The sequence below is a fragment of the Proteus faecis genome (assembly GCF_003144395.1).
GTDB classification, from domain to species: domain Bacteria; phylum Pseudomonadota; class Gammaproteobacteria; order Enterobacterales; family Enterobacteriaceae; genus Proteus; species Proteus faecis.
The window spans coordinates 1-21,595 of sequence record NZ_PENZ01000047.1 but is presented as its reverse complement, the minus strand read 5'-3'; the positions used below and the strand labels follow the sequence as shown (position 1 = coordinate 21,595).

General features: G+C 38.9%; 18 protein-coding genes and 1 pseudogene. 17 read left to right on the top strand and 2 right to left on the bottom strand.

The window, feature by feature from the left end:
* Positions 1 to 34: 34 nt before the first annotated feature.
* The 14 genes from fixC (at position 35) to DK858_RS15990 (ending at position 15,712) form a co-directional block, all read left to right on the top strand.
* Entirely contained in the window at positions 35 to 1,327 is a 1,293-nt protein-coding gene (gene fixC / locus DK858_RS16055) for an FAD-dependent oxidoreductase FixC (protein ID WP_109398256.1), read from the top strand.
* Positions 1,324 to 1,611 (top strand): ferredoxin-like protein FixX, encoded by a 288-nt coding sequence (gene fixX, locus DK858_RS16050; protein WP_023582978.1) that lies wholly within the window; start codon positions 1,324 to 1,326, stop codon positions 1,609 to 1,611. The genes fixC and fixX overlap by 4 nt, the downstream gene beginning before the upstream one ends.
* Positions 1,612 to 1,695: 84 nt before the next feature.
* Positions 1,696 to 3,018: an MFS transporter gene (locus tag DK858_RS16045; RefSeq protein ID WP_109398255.1), complete on the top strand. Its 1,323-nt coding sequence runs from the start codon at positions 1,696 to 1,698 to the stop codon at positions 3,016 to 3,018.
* A 470-nt stretch (positions 3,019 to 3,488) separates the two neighbouring features.
* Positions 3,489 to 5,126, top strand: a complete 1,638-nt coding sequence (locus DK858_RS16040) for an AMP-binding protein (RefSeq protein WP_109398254.1) — start codon at positions 3,489 to 3,491, stop codon at positions 5,124 to 5,126.
* A gap of 66 nt (positions 5,127 to 5,192) precedes the next feature.
* Positions 5,193 to 6,428 (top strand): CaiB/BaiF CoA transferase family protein, encoded by a 1,236-nt coding sequence (locus DK858_RS16035; RefSeq protein ID WP_109398253.1) that lies wholly within the window; start codon positions 5,193 to 5,195, stop codon positions 6,426 to 6,428.
* 36 nt (positions 6,429 to 6,464) lie between these two features.
* On the top strand, positions 6,465 to 7,292 hold the full coding sequence (locus tag DK858_RS16030) for an acyl-CoA dehydratase activase (RefSeq protein WP_109398252.1): 828 nt from the start codon (positions 6,465 to 6,467) through the stop codon (positions 7,290 to 7,292).
* A complete protein-coding gene (locus tag DK858_RS16025) occupies positions 7,289 to 8,530 on the top strand; it encodes a 2-hydroxyacyl-CoA dehydratase subunit D (RefSeq protein WP_023582973.1) in 1,242 nt (413 codons plus the stop codon). Before DK858_RS16030 ends, DK858_RS16025 begins: the two co-directional genes overlap by 4 nt.
* Entirely contained in the window at positions 8,530 to 9,663 is a 1,134-nt protein-coding gene (locus tag DK858_RS16020) for a 2-hydroxyacyl-CoA dehydratase subunit D (protein WP_109398251.1), read from the top strand. Before DK858_RS16025 ends, DK858_RS16020 begins: the two co-directional genes overlap by 1 nt.
* Positions 9,664 to 9,743: 80 nt before the next feature.
* A complete protein-coding gene (locus DK858_RS16015; RefSeq protein WP_109398250.1) occupies positions 9,744 to 11,063 on the top strand; it encodes a GntP family permease in 1,320 nt (439 codons plus the stop codon).
* 95 nt (positions 11,064 to 11,158) lie between these two features.
* Complete coding sequence (locus DK858_RS16010; protein ID WP_109398249.1) at positions 11,159 to 12,298, top strand: acyl-CoA dehydrogenase family protein; 1,140 nt, start codon at positions 11,159 to 11,161, stop codon at positions 12,296 to 12,298.
* A 53-nt stretch (positions 12,299 to 12,351) separates the two neighbouring features.
* The gene (gene fixA / locus DK858_RS16005; RefSeq protein ID WP_109398248.1) at positions 12,352 to 13,128 is read left to right on the top strand and encodes a putative electron transfer flavoprotein FixA; all 777 of its coding nucleotides are present in this window, start codon (positions 12,352 to 12,354) and stop codon (positions 13,126 to 13,128) included.
* 11 nt (positions 13,129 to 13,139) lie between these two features.
* Positions 13,140 to 14,081, top strand: a complete 942-nt coding sequence (locus DK858_RS16000; protein WP_109398247.1) for an FAD-binding protein — start codon at positions 13,140 to 13,142, stop codon at positions 14,079 to 14,081.
* A gap of 63 nt (positions 14,082 to 14,144) precedes the next feature.
* Positions 14,145 to 15,431, top strand: coding sequence for an FAD-dependent oxidoreductase (locus DK858_RS15995; RefSeq protein WP_109398246.1), 1,287 nt, complete (start codon positions 14,145 to 14,147; stop codon positions 15,429 to 15,431).
* On the top strand, positions 15,428 to 15,712 hold the full coding sequence (locus DK858_RS15990; protein ID WP_109398245.1) for a ferredoxin family protein: 285 nt from the start codon (positions 15,428 to 15,430) through the stop codon (positions 15,710 to 15,712). Before DK858_RS15995 ends, DK858_RS15990 begins: the two co-directional genes overlap by 4 nt.
* A 73-nt stretch (positions 15,713 to 15,785) precedes the next feature.
* Here the strand turns inward: DK858_RS15990 and DK858_RS15985 are convergent, their stop codons facing one another.
* Entirely contained in the window at positions 15,786 to 16,751 is a 966-nt protein-coding gene (locus DK858_RS15985) for a helix-turn-helix domain-containing protein (protein ID WP_109398244.1), read from the bottom strand.
* Between the two features lie 944 nt (positions 16,752 to 17,695).
* On the opposite strand from DK858_RS15985, the gene DK858_RS15980 reads away from it, so the two are divergent.
* A complete protein-coding gene (locus DK858_RS15980; RefSeq protein ID WP_109398243.1) occupies positions 17,696 to 18,550 on the top strand; it encodes a helix-turn-helix domain-containing protein in 855 nt (284 codons plus the stop codon).
* On the opposite strand, the gene DK858_RS15975 is transcribed toward DK858_RS15980, so the two are convergent.
* On the bottom strand, positions 18,529 to 19,320 hold the full coding sequence (locus DK858_RS15975) for a helix-turn-helix transcriptional regulator (protein WP_109398242.1): 792 nt from the start codon (positions 19,318 to 19,320) through the stop codon (positions 18,529 to 18,531). The genes DK858_RS15980 and DK858_RS15975 overlap by 22 nt on opposite strands.
* Before the next feature lie 441 nt (positions 19,321 to 19,761).
* Between DK858_RS15975 and DK858_RS15970 the strand changes: the two genes are divergently transcribed.
* Positions 19,762 to 20,043, top strand: coding sequence for a helix-turn-helix domain-containing protein (locus DK858_RS15970; RefSeq protein WP_109398241.1), 282 nt, complete (start codon positions 19,762 to 19,764; stop codon positions 20,041 to 20,043).
* 121 nt (positions 20,044 to 20,164) lie between these two features.
* Positions 20,165 to 21,595, top strand: a pseudogene (locus DK858_RS18195) (beta strand repeat-containing protein); the annotation flags it as partial.

Genomic DNA, 21,595 nt, shown 5'->3' with positions numbered 1-21,595 from the left:
TTCTCTGCTGTTTATCGCAAATTCTGGAGATGTTATGTCCGATTCCGAAGATATTTTCGATGCCATTATTGTTGGCGCAGGATTAGCTGGATCTGTGGCTGCACTTGTTTTGGCAAGGGAAGGCGCACAAGTATTGCTAATAGAAAGAGGTAACTACGCTGGCGGGAAAAATGTAACCGGTGGGCGTCTGTATGCACATACTCTTGAGCGCATCATTCCTGAGTTTGCGCAAGAAGCGCCTGTTGAACGTGTTATTACTCATGAAAAATTGTCATTTATGACCGAAACAGGTGCAATGACGATTGATTACCAAAATAGTGAAGAGAAGAACCCAAAAACCGCCTCTTGGTCTGTATTACGGGGTGAATTTGACCAATGGTTAATGGAGCAAGCCGAAAACGCGGGTGCGCAGTGTATTACAGGTATTCGTGTTGATAAGCTCGTCGAGCGTGATGGCAAGATTGTCGGTGTTGAAGCCGATGGCGATGTGCTAGAGGCGAAAGCGGTGATCCTCGCCGATGGCGTGAACTCTATTTTGGCTGAACAGTTAGGTATGACAAAACGTGTTGCGGCTGAAAATGTGGCTGTGGGCGTAAAAGAGATCATCGAACTGCCTGAAAGTGTCATTAAAGATCGTTTTAACCTAAAAGATAACGAAGGTACCGCTTGGTTATTTGCCGGTTCGCCAACTGATGGATTAATGGGGGGCGGTTTTTTATATACCAATAAAACCACACTTTCTTTAGGCCTTGTGTGTGGGCTTCACCATATTAAAGATGCGAAAAAATCAGTACCACAAATGCTGGAAGATTTTAAACAGCACCCTGTTGTTGCTCCGCTAATTGAAGGCGGAAAAATGGTGGAATATGGGGCGCATGTCGTTCCTGAAGCTGGATTAAGAATGCAAAACGAATTAGTACGCGATGGTGTATTGATTGCCGGTGATGCTGCAGGAATGTGCATGAACCTCGGCTTTACTATCCGAGGTATGGATTTAGCGATGGCATCCGGTGAGGCTGCAGCCAAAACCGTGCTATCGGCAATGGAGAAAAACGATTTTAGCCAACAAACGCTAAATGAATATCTCAAACATTTAGAAGATGGCCCGTTACGCGATATGAAAGCCTATCAGCGTATGCCTGATTTACTTGATAACCCTCGTATGTTCACTGCTTACCCTGAAATGGTGGTTGGTATTGCAAAAGATCTCTTTACCGTAACGGGTGAAGCACCAGTACCAATGCGTAAAACCATGATACGTCATACCAAAAAAGTAGGTTGGATGAATCTGATTAAAGATGGGATCAAAGGAGTAAAAGCAATATGAGTTCTCCAGTCAATGTCGATGTCAAATTAGGCATCAATAAATTTAATGTCGATGAGGAAAATCCACATATCGTCGTTAAAGAGCAGCCTGATATGCAGGTGTTAGAAACTTTAGTCAAAGCATGTCCAGCCGGTCTTTATAAAAAACAAGAAGATGGCACCATCAGTTTTGACTATGCAGGTTGTTTGGAATGTGGAACTTGTCGAATTCTCGGTTTAGACAGTGCGCTTGAAAAATGGGAATACCCACGTGGCACGTTTGGCGTGGAATATCGTTACGGATGATGTATCGCTACTTTTCTCCCAGTGCTGCTCCGGCCTGGGAGCTTTTCTTTTTTGTTTTATTTAGAAAAATACCAGGACGCAGTCATGCAACCCAGAAACTTTGATGATATTCGTTTTACCTCTGTACATCGTCGGGTGATGTTATGGGGGAGTGGTGGCCCTTTTCTTGATGGTTATGTATTAGTGATTATTGGTGTGGCGTTAGAGCAACTCACACCATTACTACAACTTGATGCTCGATGGATTGGTCTGCTTGGGGCTGCAACATTAGCAGGGCTTTTTATTGGTACATCCCTCTTTGGTTATATTTGTGACAAAGTCGGGCGCCGTAAAATGTTCCTTGTGGATATTGTGGCTATTGCCATTATTTCTATCGCAACGATGTTTGTTTCAACGCCAGTGGGCTTGTTGATTATGCGATTTCTTATTGGGATTGTGATTGGTGCCGATTATCCTATTGCGACTTCAATGATCACTGAGTTTTCCAATAAAAAACAGCGTGCTTTTGCTGTCGGTTTTATTGCTGCGATGTGGTATATCGGAGCAACTTGTGCCAACTTAGTTGGTTATCTTCTATATGATATTGAAGATGGTTGGCGTTGGATGTTGGGCAGTGCCTTTATTCCTTGTGTTATTATTTTAATTGGTCGTTTTGATTTACCTGAATCTCCGCTTTGGTTAATACGCAAAGGGCGTATTAAAGAGTGTAATGAGATGATGATAAAACTCTTTGGTGAACCAGTGGTATTTGAAGCGGAAGATGCCAAAACAACACGTTTTATCGAGTTATTTAATAAACGTCACTTCTCTTTTGTTCTATTTGTTGCGGTGATTTGGACTTGCCAAGTTATCCCAATGTTTGCCATTTATACCTTTGGACCACAAATTGTCGGTTTATTAGGATGGGATGCGGGAAGAAGTGCGGCATTGGGTAATGTCGTGATCAGCTTGTTCTTTATGTTTGGGTGTATTCCCGCTATGTTCTGGCTAAACCAAACAGGTCGACGTCCATTATTGATTGGTAGTTTTGGCATGATGACATTGGCATTATTGGTGCTAGGTGTCTTTCCTGATCTACCTATCTTATTTGTTATCTTAGCGTTTGCGACTTACGCGTTCTTTTCTGGTGGCCCCGGAATTTTACAATGGCTCTATCCTAATGAATTGTTTCCGACAGATATTCGTGCGTCGGCAGTGGGCATTATTATGTCAATAAGCCGTATTGGTACAGTTATCTCAACGTGTGCTCTTCCTGCTTTTATTGCTACTTATGGTATTAACACCACGATGCTAGTGGGGGCTGCAATTTCTTTATTTGGTATGATGGTATCCGTGTTATTTGCACCAGAAACCAAAGGGTTAACGCTTAATCAAACCTCAACCATGCCAATGCGACGAGGTAAATAATCGCTTTAATCCATGATTAATAAAATAAGTTAAGTGATTTAAATTATTTTTTATTTAGATGTTATCAAACTTAATCATTATTGTATTTGTTTTTAAATTATTTTTATTTAATTATTACATTAATTATTATTGATAAGGTTTGTTTATATCTTAAAATTATCTGAGTATATTTATATTAAAAAGAGAGTGGTTTTGTTTTTCTATTTAAATAAAATCGCTCTCTTTTTTCTTTATTAATAATAACACCTTTATAACGCCTTAGTTTCAAATTTATCTCATTGTTATTAATTACTCTCCAATTACAAATTATATTTAACTCACCAAATCTAGAGCTCAATCACAAATCTCTCTCAGACTATTCAAATGACGAAAAACAGTTCGTTATTTACCAAGAATGAATAATTTCCCCTACCCAGAATAAGGTCATTACAGAAGTAAACACTAGCAAAGAAGCGGTTGAGTAGGTATTTATGACCTTATTAGAAACGACAGTTAAAGAATGTCTAAACAATGTAGTGAAGCAATATGCTTCACAAACTGCCTTAATTGAAAATCAAAGTAAAAAGACACTTTCTTGGCAACAATTACAACAAGAAGTGGAAAGCGTTGCTCGTGGATTTTTAGCGATTGGTTTAAAAAAAGGTGATCGTTTAGGTATTTGGTCTGCTAATAGTAAAGAATGGATAATCTGTTTCCTTGCCGCGGCTCAAATTGGTGTGCCCGTTGTTTGTATTAACTTTCATTTTAAAAAAAGAGAGTTATTAGATTTATGTCGATTAACAGGAATTAAAGCACTCTGTTTTTCTGATGGTTTTAAAAGTAATCATTTTGTTGAGGTGATTAATTGTCTTTCTAAAAAAGCATCAGAAAATAAAGATGTATTACCTCAATTATTTATTAGCATGGGAAATGAACATGCAGAAAAAAGTCTCTCTTTATCTCAATTAAAAGTAATTAGCCAACAAATATCAGATAAAGAATATCAACATGCGGTTGCTCAAGTTAGCGTAAAAGATTTACTGACTATTCAAATGACCTCAGGTAGTACTGCAATGCCTAAAGGGGTCATGTTAAGCCAATATAATGTCATTAATAATGCAATGCTGTCAGCACAGCGTTTAGGCGTTACACATGATGATGTGATTTGTCTTGCTGTTCCTCTGTTCCACTGCTTTGGGCTATCTTCTTGCCTCTTTTTTGCCTTAACAACGGGATGCCAATTAGTTCTGTTAGATAATTACTGTGCTGAAGATGTTTTAAAAGCCGTCCAAAACTATCGTTGCACGGTTATGCATGGTGTGCCGACAATTTTTAGTCGCTTAATGAAACATGAACAATTTTCTCACTATGATGTATCTAGCCTTAATAAAGGCATTATTGCCGGCGCGAGTTTTCCTCCCGCATTAATCGATGACATTGAAAATACCCTCGGTATGAAAGGGATCACTGTCTCTTATGGCCAAACAGAATCCTCACCTTGTTGTACACAAACATTACCTAACGATCCTTTAGCGATAAAACGTGGCTCCATAGGGCAACCCCTGCCTTTTGTTGAAATGAAAATTATCAATCCTAAGAGTGGAAAAACTTGTCCCGTTGGCACATTAGGGGAAATTTGCACGCGTGGTTTTCACGTCATGATGGGGTACGACAATACACCTGAAAAAACCAAAGAGGCATTAGATGAAGAGGGGTGGTTACATACGGGTGATATCGGTTATGTCGATGAACAAGGCAACTATCACTACGCCTATCGTATGAAAGAAATTGTGGTGCGCGGTGGCGAAAATATCAGCCTGTGTGAAATAGAAGAAGCCATTGCTGAATATGCGGGTGTTGATGCGACAAAAGCCTTTGGGATCCCATCTGCTGATTTAGGTGAAGAGGTGATTGCCACCATTTGTGTGCAAAAAGGCTACAGCATTGGTGAAAGTGAATTACGTGAATTTCTACAAGAGCGACTTGCTCGCTACAAAACCCCCAAAGAGCTCCATTTCTTTACAGAATTTCCTCATACCCCTTGCGGAAAAATTGATGTGCAAGCGCTGAAATCGCAACTGGGTTATCGCGTTTCAATCAAGGATGAAAAAAACAAAGTAGCGAGTTAAGTGACAACGGATTTATCCACATTCTGACAACAGCAGTATGAAGTCTAAAAATAATTAGGAGAAGAAATGACAAGTCATAAAGCACTGGAAGGCGTCACTGTAGTTGAGTTGGCGACCTTTATCGCAGTACCTGCAGCGGGACGTATTTTAGCTGATATGGGCGCGAATGTAATCAAAATCGAATCTCCAAGTGGCGATAACTTACGTTATACAGCACCAACAGAAGGTCGCCCATTAGATCAACATGAAAACACCAGTTTTGATTTAGAAAACGCTAATAAACGTGGGATTGTGTTAAATACGAAAACAGAAGCAGGGAAAAAAATCCTGTTTGAACTGTTAGAAAAAGCAGACATTTTCTTAACTAACTGGCGTCCTGGCGCGAGAGAACGTGCCGGTCTTGATTATGAAACACTGAAAAAACGTTTTCCCAAATTAGTGTATGCCAGCGTGACGGGTTATGGCGATGAAGGGCCAGACAAAGATTTACCCGGTTTTGACTACACCGCATTTTTTGCTCGTGGCGGTATTTTAGGTTCACTGTACCAAAAGGGCACAGTACCGATGAATGTGATCCCCGGTCTTGGTGATCACCAGTGTGCATTAGGTTTGGTTTCAGGTGTTTTAGCCGCTTATATTCGCGCTAAAAATATCGGCCAAGGCGAGTACGTTTCAACAAACTTGCTGCATACCTCTATTTACACCCAAGCGATTATGATCCAAGCGGCACAATACCCAGATTATGGTCAAGCTTATCCAATTGATCGTCGTACAACAACCAGTCCATTTATTTTGGCTTATAAAACGAAAGATGATCGTTTTATTCAAGTCTGTATGCCTGTTTACGATGCTTATTATCCAACCTTTATTTCATGTATTGGTCGTCCAGATTTAGCGGAAGACGCTCGTTATACACGTCTACAGGAAGTAGCGAAAAATAATCGTTCCCCTGAATTATATGACCTGATTTGGCAACAAGTTGAGCAAAAAACGGCGTCAGAGTGGGCTGATATTTTCACCCAAAACGATATTCCATTCAGTATTGCGCAAACTTGGGAAGAGGTGTTGGAAGATAAACAAGCTTGGGCAATCAACACCTTCTACAACATGAAATACAAAAATGGCAGTGAAAAAGCCTTAGTTCGTCCACCGATTGATTTCTTAGAAAGTGGTTTACCTGAATACCGCCGTGGTCCTTTGTTGGGTGAAGACACTCCGTCTGTATTAGCTGAATTAGGGTATAGCGCAGAAGAAATTGCCAACCTTGAAGCCAATAAAGATGTGATGACGTGGAAAGAATAACCCACTTATTTTTTTAATTTTCAGGAGAGCAAAGGCATGCAACAAGACATTTTCACAATGGGCGTTGATATCGGATCGTCTGCATCAAAATGCATCATCATGAAAAATGGTGACGCAATTGTCGCTAAATCGCTGGCATCAGTGGGTGCAGGAACGTCTGGGCCTGAAAAAGCGATTGCTGAAGTATTGCGTCAATTTGGTGGCGATCTCAGTCAGATCAGCTGGATCTGCGCAACAGGATATGGCCGTAATTCTCTGAAAGAAGCCAACAAAGAAGTGAGTGAACTGAGCTGCCATGCAAAAGGCGCGCACTTTCTTTTTCCGGGCGTGAAAACGGTGATTGATATCGGCGGCCAAGACGTTAAAGCACTTCATATGGATGGTGCCGGTCGCTTATTAAACTTTGTGATGAATGACAAGTGCGCTGCGGGTACAGGACGCTTTTTAGATGTGATGTCGCGAGTATTAGAAACCAAGATTTCCGATCTCGCTCAAGAGGGCGCTAAGTCCACGAAAAAAGTCACGATTAGCTCAACCTGTACCGTGTTCTCTGAATCGGAAGTGATCTCCCATCTCGCGAATAACGAAACAATACCCGACGTGATTAATGGCATTCACCGCTCTGTGGCTAGTCGTATTGCCGGTCTTGCAAAACGAGTCGGCGTTGAAGCCCCTGTTGTTATGACAGGCGGTGTTGCCAGTAATTTTGAAGTTGTTCGTTATGTTAGCGAAGAGCTGAACGCCTCTATCGCCACCTCACCATTATCACAATACAACGGGGCGATAGGTGCCGCCATTTATGCCTTTGAAGCGTACCGCCATCAACTGGAAGACGATGCGTTAACAATAGGAACATCAAAATGAGCAATGTAGATATGAATGCGCCGGATTATATTCCTGCGAAAAAACGACTGCAAAAAATTGCCGCTGATGCATATCAGCGTGCGTGGGATGCAAAAAATAGCGGTGAAAAAATAGGGTGGTGTGCCTCTAACTTCCCTCAAGAAATCGCTGAAACATTAGGTTTATGTGTAGTTTACCCTGAAAACCAAGCAGCTGCGATTGCAGCGAAAGGCGCGGGTTTAAAAATGTGTGAGCATGCAGAAAGCATGGGATATTCCAACGATATCTGTGCTTATGCTCGTATCAGTCTCTCTTACATGGATATTAAACAGTGTGAAGAGATGGATATGCCACAGCCAGATTTCTTACTGTGCTGTAACAACATCTGTAACTGCATGATCAAATGGTATGAAAATATCGCTTATGAGCTGAATATCCCGATGATCCTGATCGATATTCCTTATAAAAATGACTATGACACCGATGATGTCACGGTGAAATACGTTCAAGCTCAATTTGATGATGCGATTAAACAACTTGAAAAAGTCACTGGCAAAGTGTTCTCCGAAGAGAAATTTAAACAAGTCTGTGAAATTTCACAACGTACAGGGCGTGCATGGTTAAAAGCGGCAGAATATTGCCAATATGAGCCCTCTCCAATGAATGGTTTTGATCTGTTTAATCACATGGCTGTTGCTGTTTGTGCGCGCGGCAAATTAGAAGCCGCACTGGCTTTTGAGCAACTGTGTGAAGAGATGGAACAGAATATCAAAGAGAAAAAATCAACTTATCGCGGTGAAGAAAAATACCGCGTTCTCTTTGAAGGTATTGCCTGCTGGCCTTACTTGCGTGCTACATCTACCCCGTTAAAAGAACAAGGTATTAACGTGACTGCCACTGTTTACGCCACCGCATTTGGGGTGATTTATCAAAACAGTGACGAGATGATGCGTGCTTACTCTTACGTCCCTAATTGTGTTTCTGTTGAGCGTGCAGCTGATATGCGTATTGATGTGAGCCGTCAGAATAAAGTTGATGGTGCGATTATTCACGTTAACCGTAGTTGCAAGCTCTGGAGTGGCATTATGCCTGAAATTGAGCGCCGTATTCGTCATGAACTTAAGATCCCAACCGTGACTTTTGATGGCGACCAAGCAGATCCTCGAGTTTTCTCTGAAGCGCAGTATGTCACCCGTGTTGAAGCATTGACTGAAATTATGGCTGCTAACAAAGCAGAAATGAAAAAGGGAGACATCTAATGAAAACATTAACGGAATTGTTTGATGAATTGCAAGCCGTGGTGGATAACCCTGTTGCTCAATTAGATGATTTTATTCGTAGTGGTAAAAAGGTTGTTGGTTGTTTTCCTGAATATACCCCAAATGAAATTGTCTATGCGGCAGGTATGGTGCCTTTTGGTATTTGGGGCGCGGAAGGACGTGAGATCTCAGAAGCGAAGAAATATTTTCCTCCATTTTATTGCGCATTGGCACTTTCTTCACTTGAGATGGGATTAGATGGGGCATTAAATAAATTGTCTGCTGCCTTAATTCCTTCTCTTTGTGACACCTTAAAATGCTTAGGACAAAACTGGAAAGCCGGTGTGCCACACGTGCCCTTTATCCAATTGGTGCATCCACAAAATCGTAAAACCCCAGCAGGTATTGCTTTCTTAACCGAACAATACAAAAAAATTGCACTGCAATTAGGGGAAATTTCAGGTCAACCTGTGACAGATGAGGCACTAAAAAATGCCATTCATCTGTTTAATCAGCGTCGCGCTGCGTTACGCGAGTTTTCAGAGATGGCGGCGCTTCATCCTAACTTAATCACACCACAACGTCGTAATACCGTGATCAAAAGTGGTTATTTTATGGATGTTGTTGAACATACGAAAGTGGTTGAAACCATCGTTAGACAATGCAAAGCCTTATCTCCTGAACCGTGGAAAGGGCACAAAATTGTCGTGACAGGCATTATTGCCGATAGCCCTTCTATTTTACAAATCTTAGCGGATAACAAGATGGCCATTGTGGCTGATGAAGTGGCGCACGAATCTCGTCAGTTTCGCCAAGATATCCCTGAAAACAAAGCACCTTATGAAGCGATGGCTGAGCAAATTGCTCAGCTTGAAGGATGCTCACTTTTGTATGATCCAGAGAAAAAACGTGGTCGTTTAATTGCCGATATGGTGAAAAAAACGGGTGCTGATGGTGTCGTCTATTTACTAACGAAGTTCTGTGATCCTGAAGAGTTTGATGCCCCTATTGTGAAGAAATTCCTCGATAGAGAAGGCATTCCTTCCATCATTATCGAAATCGATCAGCAAACTAAAACATATGAACAGGCAAGAACGGCGCTGCAAACTTTTGCTGATGTGCTTTCTGCTTAACAACATTAATTAATAGTCACAAAAGACCTGCGTGATTGACGCAGGTCAATTGAACCCTAACACATATAAGTGGGGCAATCATGGGTATTATTTGTTTAATCATTGGGCTAGCGATATTAATGATCATGTGTATGAAAGGTATACATATCTTCATTTCTGTCTTTACTACCAGCCTATTTCTTGCTGTGACTGCATGGCTTGTATCACCAGATATGCTTAATCCTGTTGACGCACTATTACAAGTGTATACCGGCGGATTAGGTGGTTATTTTGGTAGCTTCTTCTTCATTTTCGTACTTGGTGCGATTTTTGGCAAATTAACCGCTATCAGTGGCGCTGCTGATAGTGTTGCCTCTTTTATTATTGGTAAATTTGGTGAAAGAGCTGTTATTCCTTCATTAGTTGCGGCTTGTGCCATTTTAGCCTACGGCGGTGTTTCTGTGTTTGTTGCACTGTTTACCGTTTATTCAATGATGGTGAGTTTATTCCGCAAAGCGAATCTTCCTCGCAGACTTATTCCGGCCGTCTATTTTGCAGGTGCGGGTACGTTTGTGATGATAATGCCGGGATCGCCTCAGATCCAAAACCTTATCCCAATGAAGTTCTTAGGTACATCAGCAACAGCCGGTTTAGTACCGGGGATGTTGACCGCGTTGTTCCAAGTCACCTTAGTGATTATTTATCTCACTTGGTTATTTAAGCGTGTAAAAGCAAAAGGTGAAGGCTGGGTTGAAGACGAAAAAACAGCGAAAGCAGAAGAGGGTAAAAAAGATCGTCAATTACCAAATGTGATCGTTGCATTACTCCCTATGCTGATCTTGCTTGTTGTGCTGAATATCCTGAAATGGGATCCGGCTATTGCACTGTTCTGCGCCATTATTGCAGCCTTGATTGTGTACATACGCTATCTCGATTGGAAAAAACTTGTCCCTAATTTGGCCGCTGGGACGATGGAAGGGGTGACCTCCCTCTTTAACACGGCAGTGATTGTTGGATTTGGGGCGTTAGTCATGACGCTACCTGCGTTCAAAGAATCATTCCAAGCGATTGCGCAATCCGGTCTTAATCCCCTTGTCGTGACGGCGATTTCCGTTGGTGCTCTGGTATTTATCAGTGGCTCAGGCTCGGGTGCGTTAAGTATCGCCATGCCAATGATTGCTGCGATGTTCCCTGCCACCGTCGTTGATCAAGGTTCATTACACCGTGTCGCCACAATGGCATCTATGAGTACAACACCACCATTTAACGGATTGATTATTACGGTCTTTAGCGTCTGCGGTGTCAGCCATAAAGAGGGATACGGCCCTGTGGGGACATTAACCCTCGCTATCCCTTTATTAGCCATGATGTTTATGTTGCTGCTGTACACCTTTTTACCCGCATCTATAGCGACGATGTAGCAATAGCGTTAACCGATTAATGCGTGCGATAAGGCGACAAACGTGAAATCGCACGCCATAGAGATAACCATAAATATTCTCAGAGGAAAATAAACATGGATTTTCAGCTAACAGAAGAACAAGTCCTGATCCGCGATATGGTCAGAGAGTTTGTTGAAAACGAGATTAAACCAATTGCGGGTGCAATTGATAAAGAGCACCGTTTTCCAAGTGAAAGCGTCGCCCCTATGGCTGAATTAGGACTCTTTGGTTTCAATATTGATGAAGCTTATGGCGGTACAGAAGCCGATGCAATTAGCTATGTATTAGCCACAGAAGAGATGGCAAAAGTGAGCGCCTCTCACGCCATGATAATGGGATCACAATGTTCTTTAACCGGGCCAATTATTCAAAAATATGCTGATGAAGAGACTAAAGCCCGCATTTTACCGGGAGTGGTTTCTGGTGAAAAGTTAGGGTGCTTCTGTTTGTCAGAGCCTAGTGCAGGTTGTGATGCTGCGGCTCAAGAAACCACTGCCGTTCGCCAAGGTGATAACTATGTGATTAATGGCTCTAAATTGTGGATCACCGCAGCGCCTCAAGGTGCTTTCTTTATCGTATTTGCGATGACAGATAAAAGCAAAGGTGTAAAAGGGATCACTGCATTCTTAGTTGAGCGTGATAACCCAGGTATCAGCATCGGATTACCTGAAGACAAGATGGGAATGAACGGCTCAGAAACCTGCTCTGTAAGTTTCAGTGATTGTGTGGTTCCAGCTAGCGCGATGTTAGGCGAAGAAGGTAAAGGCTTTAATATCGCGATGGAAACCTTAGATGGTGGACGTTTAAGTTGTTCTGCGCTTGCACTGGGGATCGCGCAAAGTGCATTAGATGCCACGATTGCTTACACCAAAGAACGTATTCAATTTGGTAAACCTATTGCTGCTAATCAAGGGATCCAATGGGTATTAGTGGATATGGCAACTCGTGTTGATTGCGCACGTATGTTGGTTTATCGCGCAGCTGCCGCCAAAATGGCGGGGCTTCCTTATACTCGTGAATCTGCTCAAGCCAAACTCTATGCAGCAGAAGCCGCCACTTATGTGACTCAAAAAGCCGTTCAATTACATGGCGGTATGGGTTACACCAAATCCTATCCTGTTGAACGTTTGATGCGTGAAGCAAAACTTACTGAGATTTTTGAAGGCACAAGTGAAGTGCAACGCATGGTTATTGCTAAACATATTTTAGCGTAATGAGATTTGAGCTTATTAATTTGTTGCATTGTGCAAAACGGAGAATGTGAATTATGAAACTTATTGCCTGCTGTAAGGTTGTTCATGACGAACAAGACATCACAACACGGCCTGATCGTACACTCGCAACCGATAATGCGGGGTTAAAAATTAGTTTGTATGACTTAAATGCAATTGAAACCGCGGTAGAAATTGCGTCTACCCTTGGTGATAGCACTGTAACGGCATTAAGTGTGGGAACAGGTGCCATGGTTGAAAACGCGAAAATCAAAAAAGATATTTTATCGCGTGGCCCTGATGCATTAACACTGGTCGCTGATGATGCATGTCATGCGCTCTATTCGACGGATACCGCTAATATTATTGCGCAAGCTGCACAAAAAGTAGGTTTTGATTTATTAGTTTTTGGTGAAGGTTCTGGCGATTTATATGCACAACAAACAGGTTTAGCTGTTGGTGAATATTTAGGTTTACCTTGTGTGAATGCCGTAAACAAAATCACCGTTGAAGGCAACAAAATCATTGTTGAACGCGATTTAGAAAATATCACTGAAGAACTTGAACTTACATTACCCGCTGTTGTGTGTGTAACTTCGAGTATAAACACACCAAAACTCCCTTCAATGAAAGCCATTTTAGCGGCGAACAAAAAGCCAGTTGAAAAGTTAGGATTAGGCGATATTGGTGTTGATATTTCTGCTCTGACAGTTGTGCAAACACAAGTTTGTGTGCCAGAACAGTCTGAACGTCTTGGTATTATTTTAGAAGGTGATTCAGATGAAAACATTGCCACTTTTGCTGAATATTTACGCCAAGCGGTTAATCAATAAGGAGATTAAAAATGGCTAGTTTACTACCTACTACCTTTGTTTATGCCGAAAAAGCGGATGATTTAGCAAAACTGATTGCGTTTGCTCGTGGTCTTGGTGAAAAGGTTAATGTGCTGTTTATTGGTGATGATGAAAGCACGCGCGAGTGTGTCAGTTTAGGTGCTGATTGTGTTTATTGCTTTACTCCTCAAGACGGTGTGATTGCTGAAGATTATGCAGCCTCTTTTGCCGCAATTATTAAGGAGGCAGGTGAGAATACATTGGTTCTACTTGCTGCATCAAAACGTGCAAAAGTGATTGCAGCTCGTTTAGGTGTGACGTTAAAAGCGGGCGTTGTTAGTGATGCATTAAGTCTTGCGATTGAAAATAATAGTGTGATTGCTACACATCAAGTCTATGGCGGTTTAGCGCATGCGAAAGCAGAAATTCGCTCACCTTATGCTATTGCCACTGTGGGCAGTGCATTAGATGTAGAAGCCATCAAAGAAGCACCCAATGCACAAGTGGTGCAAAGTGCCTTTATCGCCCCCGCACATACATTAAAAGTATTAGCTCGTAAGCCTAAACAAGGCAGTACCGTTGATTTAGGTAAAGCGCATTGTGTTGTGGGCGTTGGACGCGGTTTTGGTAAGGCAGATGATCTTACATTAGCGTCAGCATTAGCGAAGGCGCTTCAAGGTGAAGTGGGTTGTTCTCGTCCAATTGCTGAAGGCGAAGGTTGGATGGAACATGATCGCTACATTGGTGTTTCAGGCGTGACTTTAGGTGCGGATGTGTATGTTGCTGTCGGTATTTCAGGACAAATTCAACATATGGTGGGGGTGGATAGAGCAAAAATCATTGTTGGTATCAACAAAGATAAAAATGCCCCAATTTTCAATATGGTGGATTACGGTATTGTTGGCGATCTCTATAAAGTGTTACCTGCATTAACCGCGAAGCTCGGCGGCTAATCACCGTAGGTCGCTTAGTGATAATTTGCTAAGCGACCACACATAATAAAAGGATAGGAATATATGTCAGACGATATTTTTGACGCCATTATTGTGGGTGGTGGACTTGCTGGTGGTACTGCTGCCTATGTATTAGCACAAGCAGGGTGTGATGTTTTAGTCGTAGAGCGAGGTAATTTCGCTGGCAGTAAAAATATGACTGGGGGACGTTTATACGCGCATAGTCTTGAAAAAATCATTCCCAACTTTGCCCAAGAAGCGCCAGTTGAACGCCTTGTGACACGTGAAAAAATTTCCATGCTAACGGAAACTGATGGGGTCACTTTAGATTATCAACATACTCAGCAAGAAGAGGAAGCCGCGCGTTCTTATACTGTATTACGTTCTTCATTTGACCAATGGTTAATGGAAAAAGCAGAAGACGCTGGCGCACAAGTGATCACCGGTGTTCGTGTGGATGAAGTGCTGGTGAAAGAGGGCAAGGTGTGCGGTGTAAAAGCGGGTGATGATGAAATTGAAGCCCATGTGGTTATCCTTGCTGATGGTGTTAACTCGTTATTAGCAAAACAGTTAGGAATGACACAAAAAGTTAATCCTCACACAGTGGCTGTAGGGGTTAAAGAGTTATTAGAATTCACACCACAACAAATGGAAGACCGATTTGGTTGTACTAATGATGAAGGTTTAGCTTGGCTTTTTGCCGGTGCTCCATCAGGTGGATATTTAGGTGGTGGATTCTTATATACCAACAAAAACACCGTTTCTTTAGGCCTTGTTTTGGGGCTACATAATGTCGATAAATTCGAAAAAACGGTTCCTCAATTATTAGAAGATTTTAAACAGCATCCTGTTGTTGCGCCACTTATCAAAGAGGGTAAATTATTAGAGTATTCAGCGCATATGGTGCCAGAAGGTGGCATGAATATGGTGTCTGAATTAGTCAAAGATGGCGTATTGGTTGCGGGAGATGCGGCTGGATTTTGCCTTAATGTTGGCTATACCGTAAGAGGGATGGATTTAGCGATTGCGTCAGGTGAGGCGGCTGCAAAAGCGGTATTAATGGCGAAAGAGCAAAACAGCTATAGTCAAAAAGAATTAAGTTGCTATCAATCTTTATTAAATGACAGCTTTGTTATGAAAGATATGAAGCTATACAAAGATTTACCATCTTTCCTTGATAACACCAGATTCTTCACCGATTATCCGCAAATGGCAGCTAACGTGATGCACGACTTATTCGTGATTAATGGCCCTGAAAAACCTGTTCGTAAGAAAATACTGTCTCAAGTTAAGAAAGTCGGTGTCATGAACTTAATTAAAGATGGATTTAAGGGAGTACGTTCTTTATGAGTCAAGTTAACGTAGACGTTAAATTAGGCGTCAATAAATTTAATGTGGACGAAGAAAACCCGCATATCATCTTAAAGGATGATATTGATCCTGCACAATTTGAAATCTTAATGAAAGCTTGTCCCGCCGGGTTATATAAAAAAGATGAGAAAGGACAATACCTTTTTGATTATGCTGGGTGTTTAGAATGCGGTACTTGCCGTGTGTTATGTGGCGAGACGATTTTAAAAAAATGGGAATATCCGTGTGGAACATTAGGCATTGAATTTCGTTACGGCTGATGTGATAACGCTATCCTCCCCCTCTAGAATAACCTCCAAAATTTTCATTAGAGGGGGGCGATAATTAATTCATTTATCTTAAAGAATGTATTTTTCGATATTCTGATGGTGTCATAAAAAATTCGGATTTAAATTTTCGACTTAAATTGGAAATATCGCTAAATCCACATTCATAAGCTAATTGTGTAATGTTTTTTTCTGCCAAGAGAGGATTAACTAAAGCTGCTTTATAATTCTCAAGACGTTTTTGGTAGATCCAACGAACTACAGATGTATTTTGTTCTTTAAATAACATCTGTAAATAGCGCACGGAGATCCCACAGGCATTTGCGCATTCATTCACACTGAGATCAGGATCAGAAAGATGTTGCTCGAGATAGTGCTGAGCAAAATAAAACAGTGTAGATCTTCCTAAGCTTTGAGGTGGCGTTGCAATACTGTATTCACTGAAAGCTGACGTAATTAAATTTAATAAAATATCGGCAAGTTGTTGTGCATGTTGTTGTGGCATTGAATCTAAGAAGGGAATATAACGCATCACAAAGCTATACACTAATGAGCCAGTGATACTATTTCCTCGTATTGCTCTTGCGGTAAGATTTTGGGTATTTCCTAAACGTGGAGCCAGTTTTTCTCTTGGGATCAAAATTTTAAATAATGAGTAATCGTTATCAAAAGACCATGATACGGGTCTTGCCATATCAAAAATACAAAAGTCACCTTGTCGTAGAAATGCCGTCCTTCCATCTTGAGTAAGATGGCTTGTACCAGAGCGTTGTAGCTCTATTTGGAAATGCTCCTCGAGACTGAGTTTATTACTTAAAGGGGTGCTACTTGCCCAGTGACCATTAGACTCTAACTGAATAAAGCGAATATTCTTCACCTTCTGCTCGACAATATTGGCATAAAATCGAGAATGAGGAGGTAATTCGACTTCATTGCATTCATAAGACGATAAAAAGCGGTCTTTTATTGTATCCCTGAATACGGAAAACCGATCTACGTCAGGGAGCTCCCGAGTCGTAAACATGCTTTTCATAGTACGCCCACTTTTATTGAAAGTATTTTGTTGTGTAGCTACTTGTCGAGTATAAAAATGACTTAACCCAGACAGAAATAGAATAATTTTTTCGATAACTTTAATCTAAACATTAGAGTAGTACGTTTAAATAATTATTAATGAAGATATGTATTATCTTGCTTGTTAATAAATTGAATACAATGTATTTAAAATTTTTTAATTAATTTAAACTAAAGTCATGTAAATTATAAAGTTAATTTATAGCATTTTTTATGCTATCATTTCTACACTATTAATCCTAAGTTAATTTCCTATCTTTAGAGAGAGATCGCATAAATAGATTAAGAGTGATTCTTATTAATATCTCATTTATTTCATTCTTTTCAGAGTATGAGTTAATATGGATTTTATGTACTGAATATAATTGATTGTTAAAATATTTTATATTTTATGGTTAAAATATAATGAGTAATTAGGTTTAATTATATAATTATTGGTTTTTGATATTAATGCAGTGGTATATTATATACAGATTTGTTTTTTTATCATAATTAAATGTTAATAGTGACGAGTTTTTTAAATTTTAATTTTTATTAACTATATTAGTTTATTAAATTACTTAATTTATAAAATAGTCTAGATAAACACAGCCCACTAAAATAGTGGGCTGAAGAGAGCTATTTTCTACCTTTAGCGTAGAGTATTATCCACATACAGCATCACGTTGTTACCCCTAAGTTGCGTTTATCAATCAGCTCTTGGCTATCTGCTCCTGTTAGGTATCACTAGAACGGATTTTTTAGGAAAATCTTGAAATTTTAATGACTTTTTTATCACAATGACGGAATATATGTGAAGGATACTTCAATAAGTAATTTGTTTTATTTATTTTGCATGATAAAAATAATTATTGTGCTAATGTAATGAATATTACTATCTTATAGCTAGTATAAGGCTAAATTTTGAAAGAAAATATTTTGCAGACTATCCTAGATTGGATAGAAGAAAACTTAAATAGCCCTTTATCTCAAGATGATGTTATAAAAAAATCAGGATACAGTAAAAGGCATTTTCAAGATTTATTTTATAGTTGTACTGGCAATACGATTGCTAAGTATATCCTCGCGAGACGGTTATCGTTGTCTGCAACTTTATTACGATTAACAAATCTCTCTGTGTTAGAGATATCAATCACTTATCAATTTAATTCTCAACAGAATTTTTCAAGAGCTTTTAAAAGATACTTTAAAATAACACCAAGTGCTTACCGGAGCTGTGCATACTGGGATTTTACTGATTATATACCGCAACACAAATATTTAACTTTCCCTAACTTAATGAATAGTGAGAGCTTTGTTTGTCTGTTACCTTCTGAAAATGAGGAAAGTGTTTTTTATGTTGATATTCCTTTTGAGCTTAAGGCAAAAGTTGCTCGAACGGGATTAGGTTTTAAGAATAAAAATAAAATAGATAAATTAAAAAACTTAATAAAAAATAGTTCTGAAATTTATTTAAACGTATATTATAGATGTGAAAGAACCACCTCCACTAAGAACATTTTAGCTGTATATAATTTTTTTGAATTTACTAATAAACATGAAACCTTTGTTTCTACAAATGGTGATAGGTATTATAAATTTTCATTTTATGGTACATGGGATGAATATCTCATATTATCTAATGTTATTTATTTTAGAGAGCTACCAAAGTTAAAGGCTAAAAAAAGAGATAGCTATGATATTGAAGTTTTTAATATCAACGATATGAAAGATAAAAGTAATATATGTTCATTAGATTATTTCGTTCCTGTAGTATGATTTTTTAGTAATTTTTTAGGTGTTGTATTGTAATATTCTTTGAATTTTTTTATAAAATATGAAGTTGTTTTATACCCTAATTTATTTGATATAGTATTGATATTTAAATTTGTTGTTGTTAATAAACTTATAGCATGTTCCATTCTTGTTTTTGTTAATATTTTAGTAAAGCTTGTTTTTTCAGCCTCGAGTTTTTTTCTTAAAGATGATGTTCCAATATATAGCCTTTTACTAATATCTTTTATTGTCCACTCATAACTTAAATCTTCACTAATGATATTGATGATTTTATTTGTATATGATGAGTTATACATCTCATAGATAAAACCCATCATATTTATTTCTAATCCACTCAATAAGCATGCTATTTTTAATATATATTCATGTTCTATTTTATCAGACGTGACAATTTCATTGTTAAATTTACTTTTTAATTTATTAAATAATAGAATATCTTCTGGTTGAGCCTTTTTTATTAAAATATTATTTTCAATATTCTGCGCATTCTCTTTTAATCTAAGATGGTTAGAGGCAAGATTTATTTTTAACGCATCTCTAAGAACATCACAAGATAAATAAAGTAATGTTGGTTTATTTATATTAGAAAAATATACATCGAACTTTATATCTTTTGATATTAGAGCAATACTGTTTTTATTTATTGATTTTTTAAAATTATTTGTTTCTATTCGTATTTCGCTGTCTTTTGTTAGTAGCATAATGTAATTAGATAGGGTTAAGTTTTTTAAATGAAAATAGTAATCTTTCATGTAAATAGACTCACTTTAATCCAAATTAAATTAGTTAAATAGTAATGATAAATATTAATGATCAGTCTATGGTTTTATTTTTATAAATGAAATTACATTTATCGCAGGGTAGCAAATAGTGATATTTATTTATCTTTTAGTGTTATTTTTTGTGTAAAGCAGCGTGGTTAAAGACTAATTTTTTCAAGGTTACTTACATGAATGTGAGTATAACTTTGATTATAAGGATCTGTTTTAACATTTTTGGCGATTTAATTAAAAGTTGTGGCAATTTATCTTTTTTTCTGTGAGCTATTTTGTTGATAGATATCTTGTTTGTTATTTTGTGGCATTTATTTATTTGTTTGTTTGATTTGGGGCGTGAGGCTAGGTGATACACTGAACTTAAGTGAAATTGTATTTGTAGTATTTCTATCTTTATCCCTGAATTAGGTAATTAAGATGTATGGCTGGAATATTAATTATGTAATAGGAAACGAGGTTAAAGCTATAAGGAAGGCTAAAAAACTGACAGGGATTAATATGTCAAAGAAAATGAATATAAGTCAACAACATTATTCTCGCCTAGAACGAGGTGATGTTAAATGGAGTGTTTCTACACTAGTAGAAGTTTGCTTTATTTTAAATATTTCCATCCTTCATTTTATAAAAATATTAGACAGTAAAAAGAGAATAATTATTGATTGTAATTGTGAATATATTCATAAAGATAAAAAAATGTAAATGTAAGGAGAATGAAAAAGGAAAGAATATCGTTTTGTAACTAATTCTTAATAAAGAAATTTTTAAATAAACAGCAAGTATCTTCTGTTTAGAGGTTCTATTCTAATGCTAGGTAATTATTATGAAATTTATCTTTTCTGAAAAAAATTCAGATATACAAGTGCAGTTAAATCCGCATGCAAAGCATGTAATAACGGCAAAGCCAAATGAGGTTTATCAATTATTTGATTCTGAAACAAATCTTTCACCACTAGATATTAAAGCACTTCGTAAATCGGATGATCTTATTTTATCTAGTAAAGAACAAGATCTTGAAGTTGTAATTAAAGATTTCTGGGAAGAATGCAAACCAGGAGAGCAACAGTGTTATGCAACTTTAAATGTCTTAGATCAAAATGGGGTAATGGGGGAAGCCACTATTACTCAAGATGGTCCTGTTTTAGAGCATTTAGTTGCTGGTGAAACAGGTACTCTTTCTGATAATGATGATGGAATTGGCCTATTTTTATGGGTTGCGGGTTCTATCGGTAGTGCATTAGCGATCTTTTTAGCTAATAAAAATCATGGTGGTGACAATAAAGGTAATGATGCAGATGTCACTGCACCAAGTAAACCGGGATTAACTGCTGAAGATGATGGTTCTGTTTCTATCGATTTACCAAAAGATGCAAACAAAGGTGATTCTGTAGATGTTACTTTTGAAGATGAAGATGGTAACTCAAATACTGTCACATTAGAGAAAGATGATAATGGCTGGACATCGAGCAATCCGGACTTAATTCCTGATACAGATAACGATCATGTCACTATTCCTAATGACAAGATAAAAGATAATAGCGACGTTACCGCAAGTGCAAAAGATCCGAGCGGTAATAAAAGTGATGACGTTACTGTAACAGCAAAACCAGATCCTGTAACAGATGTACCAGTTTTAAGTATTCCAGAAGTAGAGGATGGCTATGCAAATGCGGATGAACTGAAAGACGGTTTACAAGCAGAAGTCACCTTGCCAGAAGGTACCGTGGAAGGCGCAGAAATTACGCTAACCATCACTCGTCCAGATAACACCACTGAAACTATTACACATACTGTTACGAAAGATGAAGTCGTGGCAGGCAAAGTGTCAATAGATATTCCGAAAGACGCAGTACAAAACGGCCAAAACAGTGTTGATGTTAGTATAACTCAAGGAAGTAATCCTCCAAAACAAGGGAATAAAGTGGAATTTGCTGTTGATGAACAAATTCCGGGGGATACCGACGGTGACGGTGTGGTAGATACAACACCGGTAGTGACTATTCCAGAAGCGGCAGATGGTGTGAATGCTGATGAGTTAAAAGACGGCGTGCAAACCGAAGTGACTGTACCGGGTGGTAGCGCTGAAGGGGATAAACTCACTCTAACAATCACCAAACCTGATGGTAGCACTGATACTGTTGAACACACACTGACAGCGGATGAAGTGGCTGCAGGTAAAGCGGATGTGACTATTCCAGCGGATAAAGTGACAGCAGACGGTAACTATTCAGTTACTGCGGAAATTACTGATCCT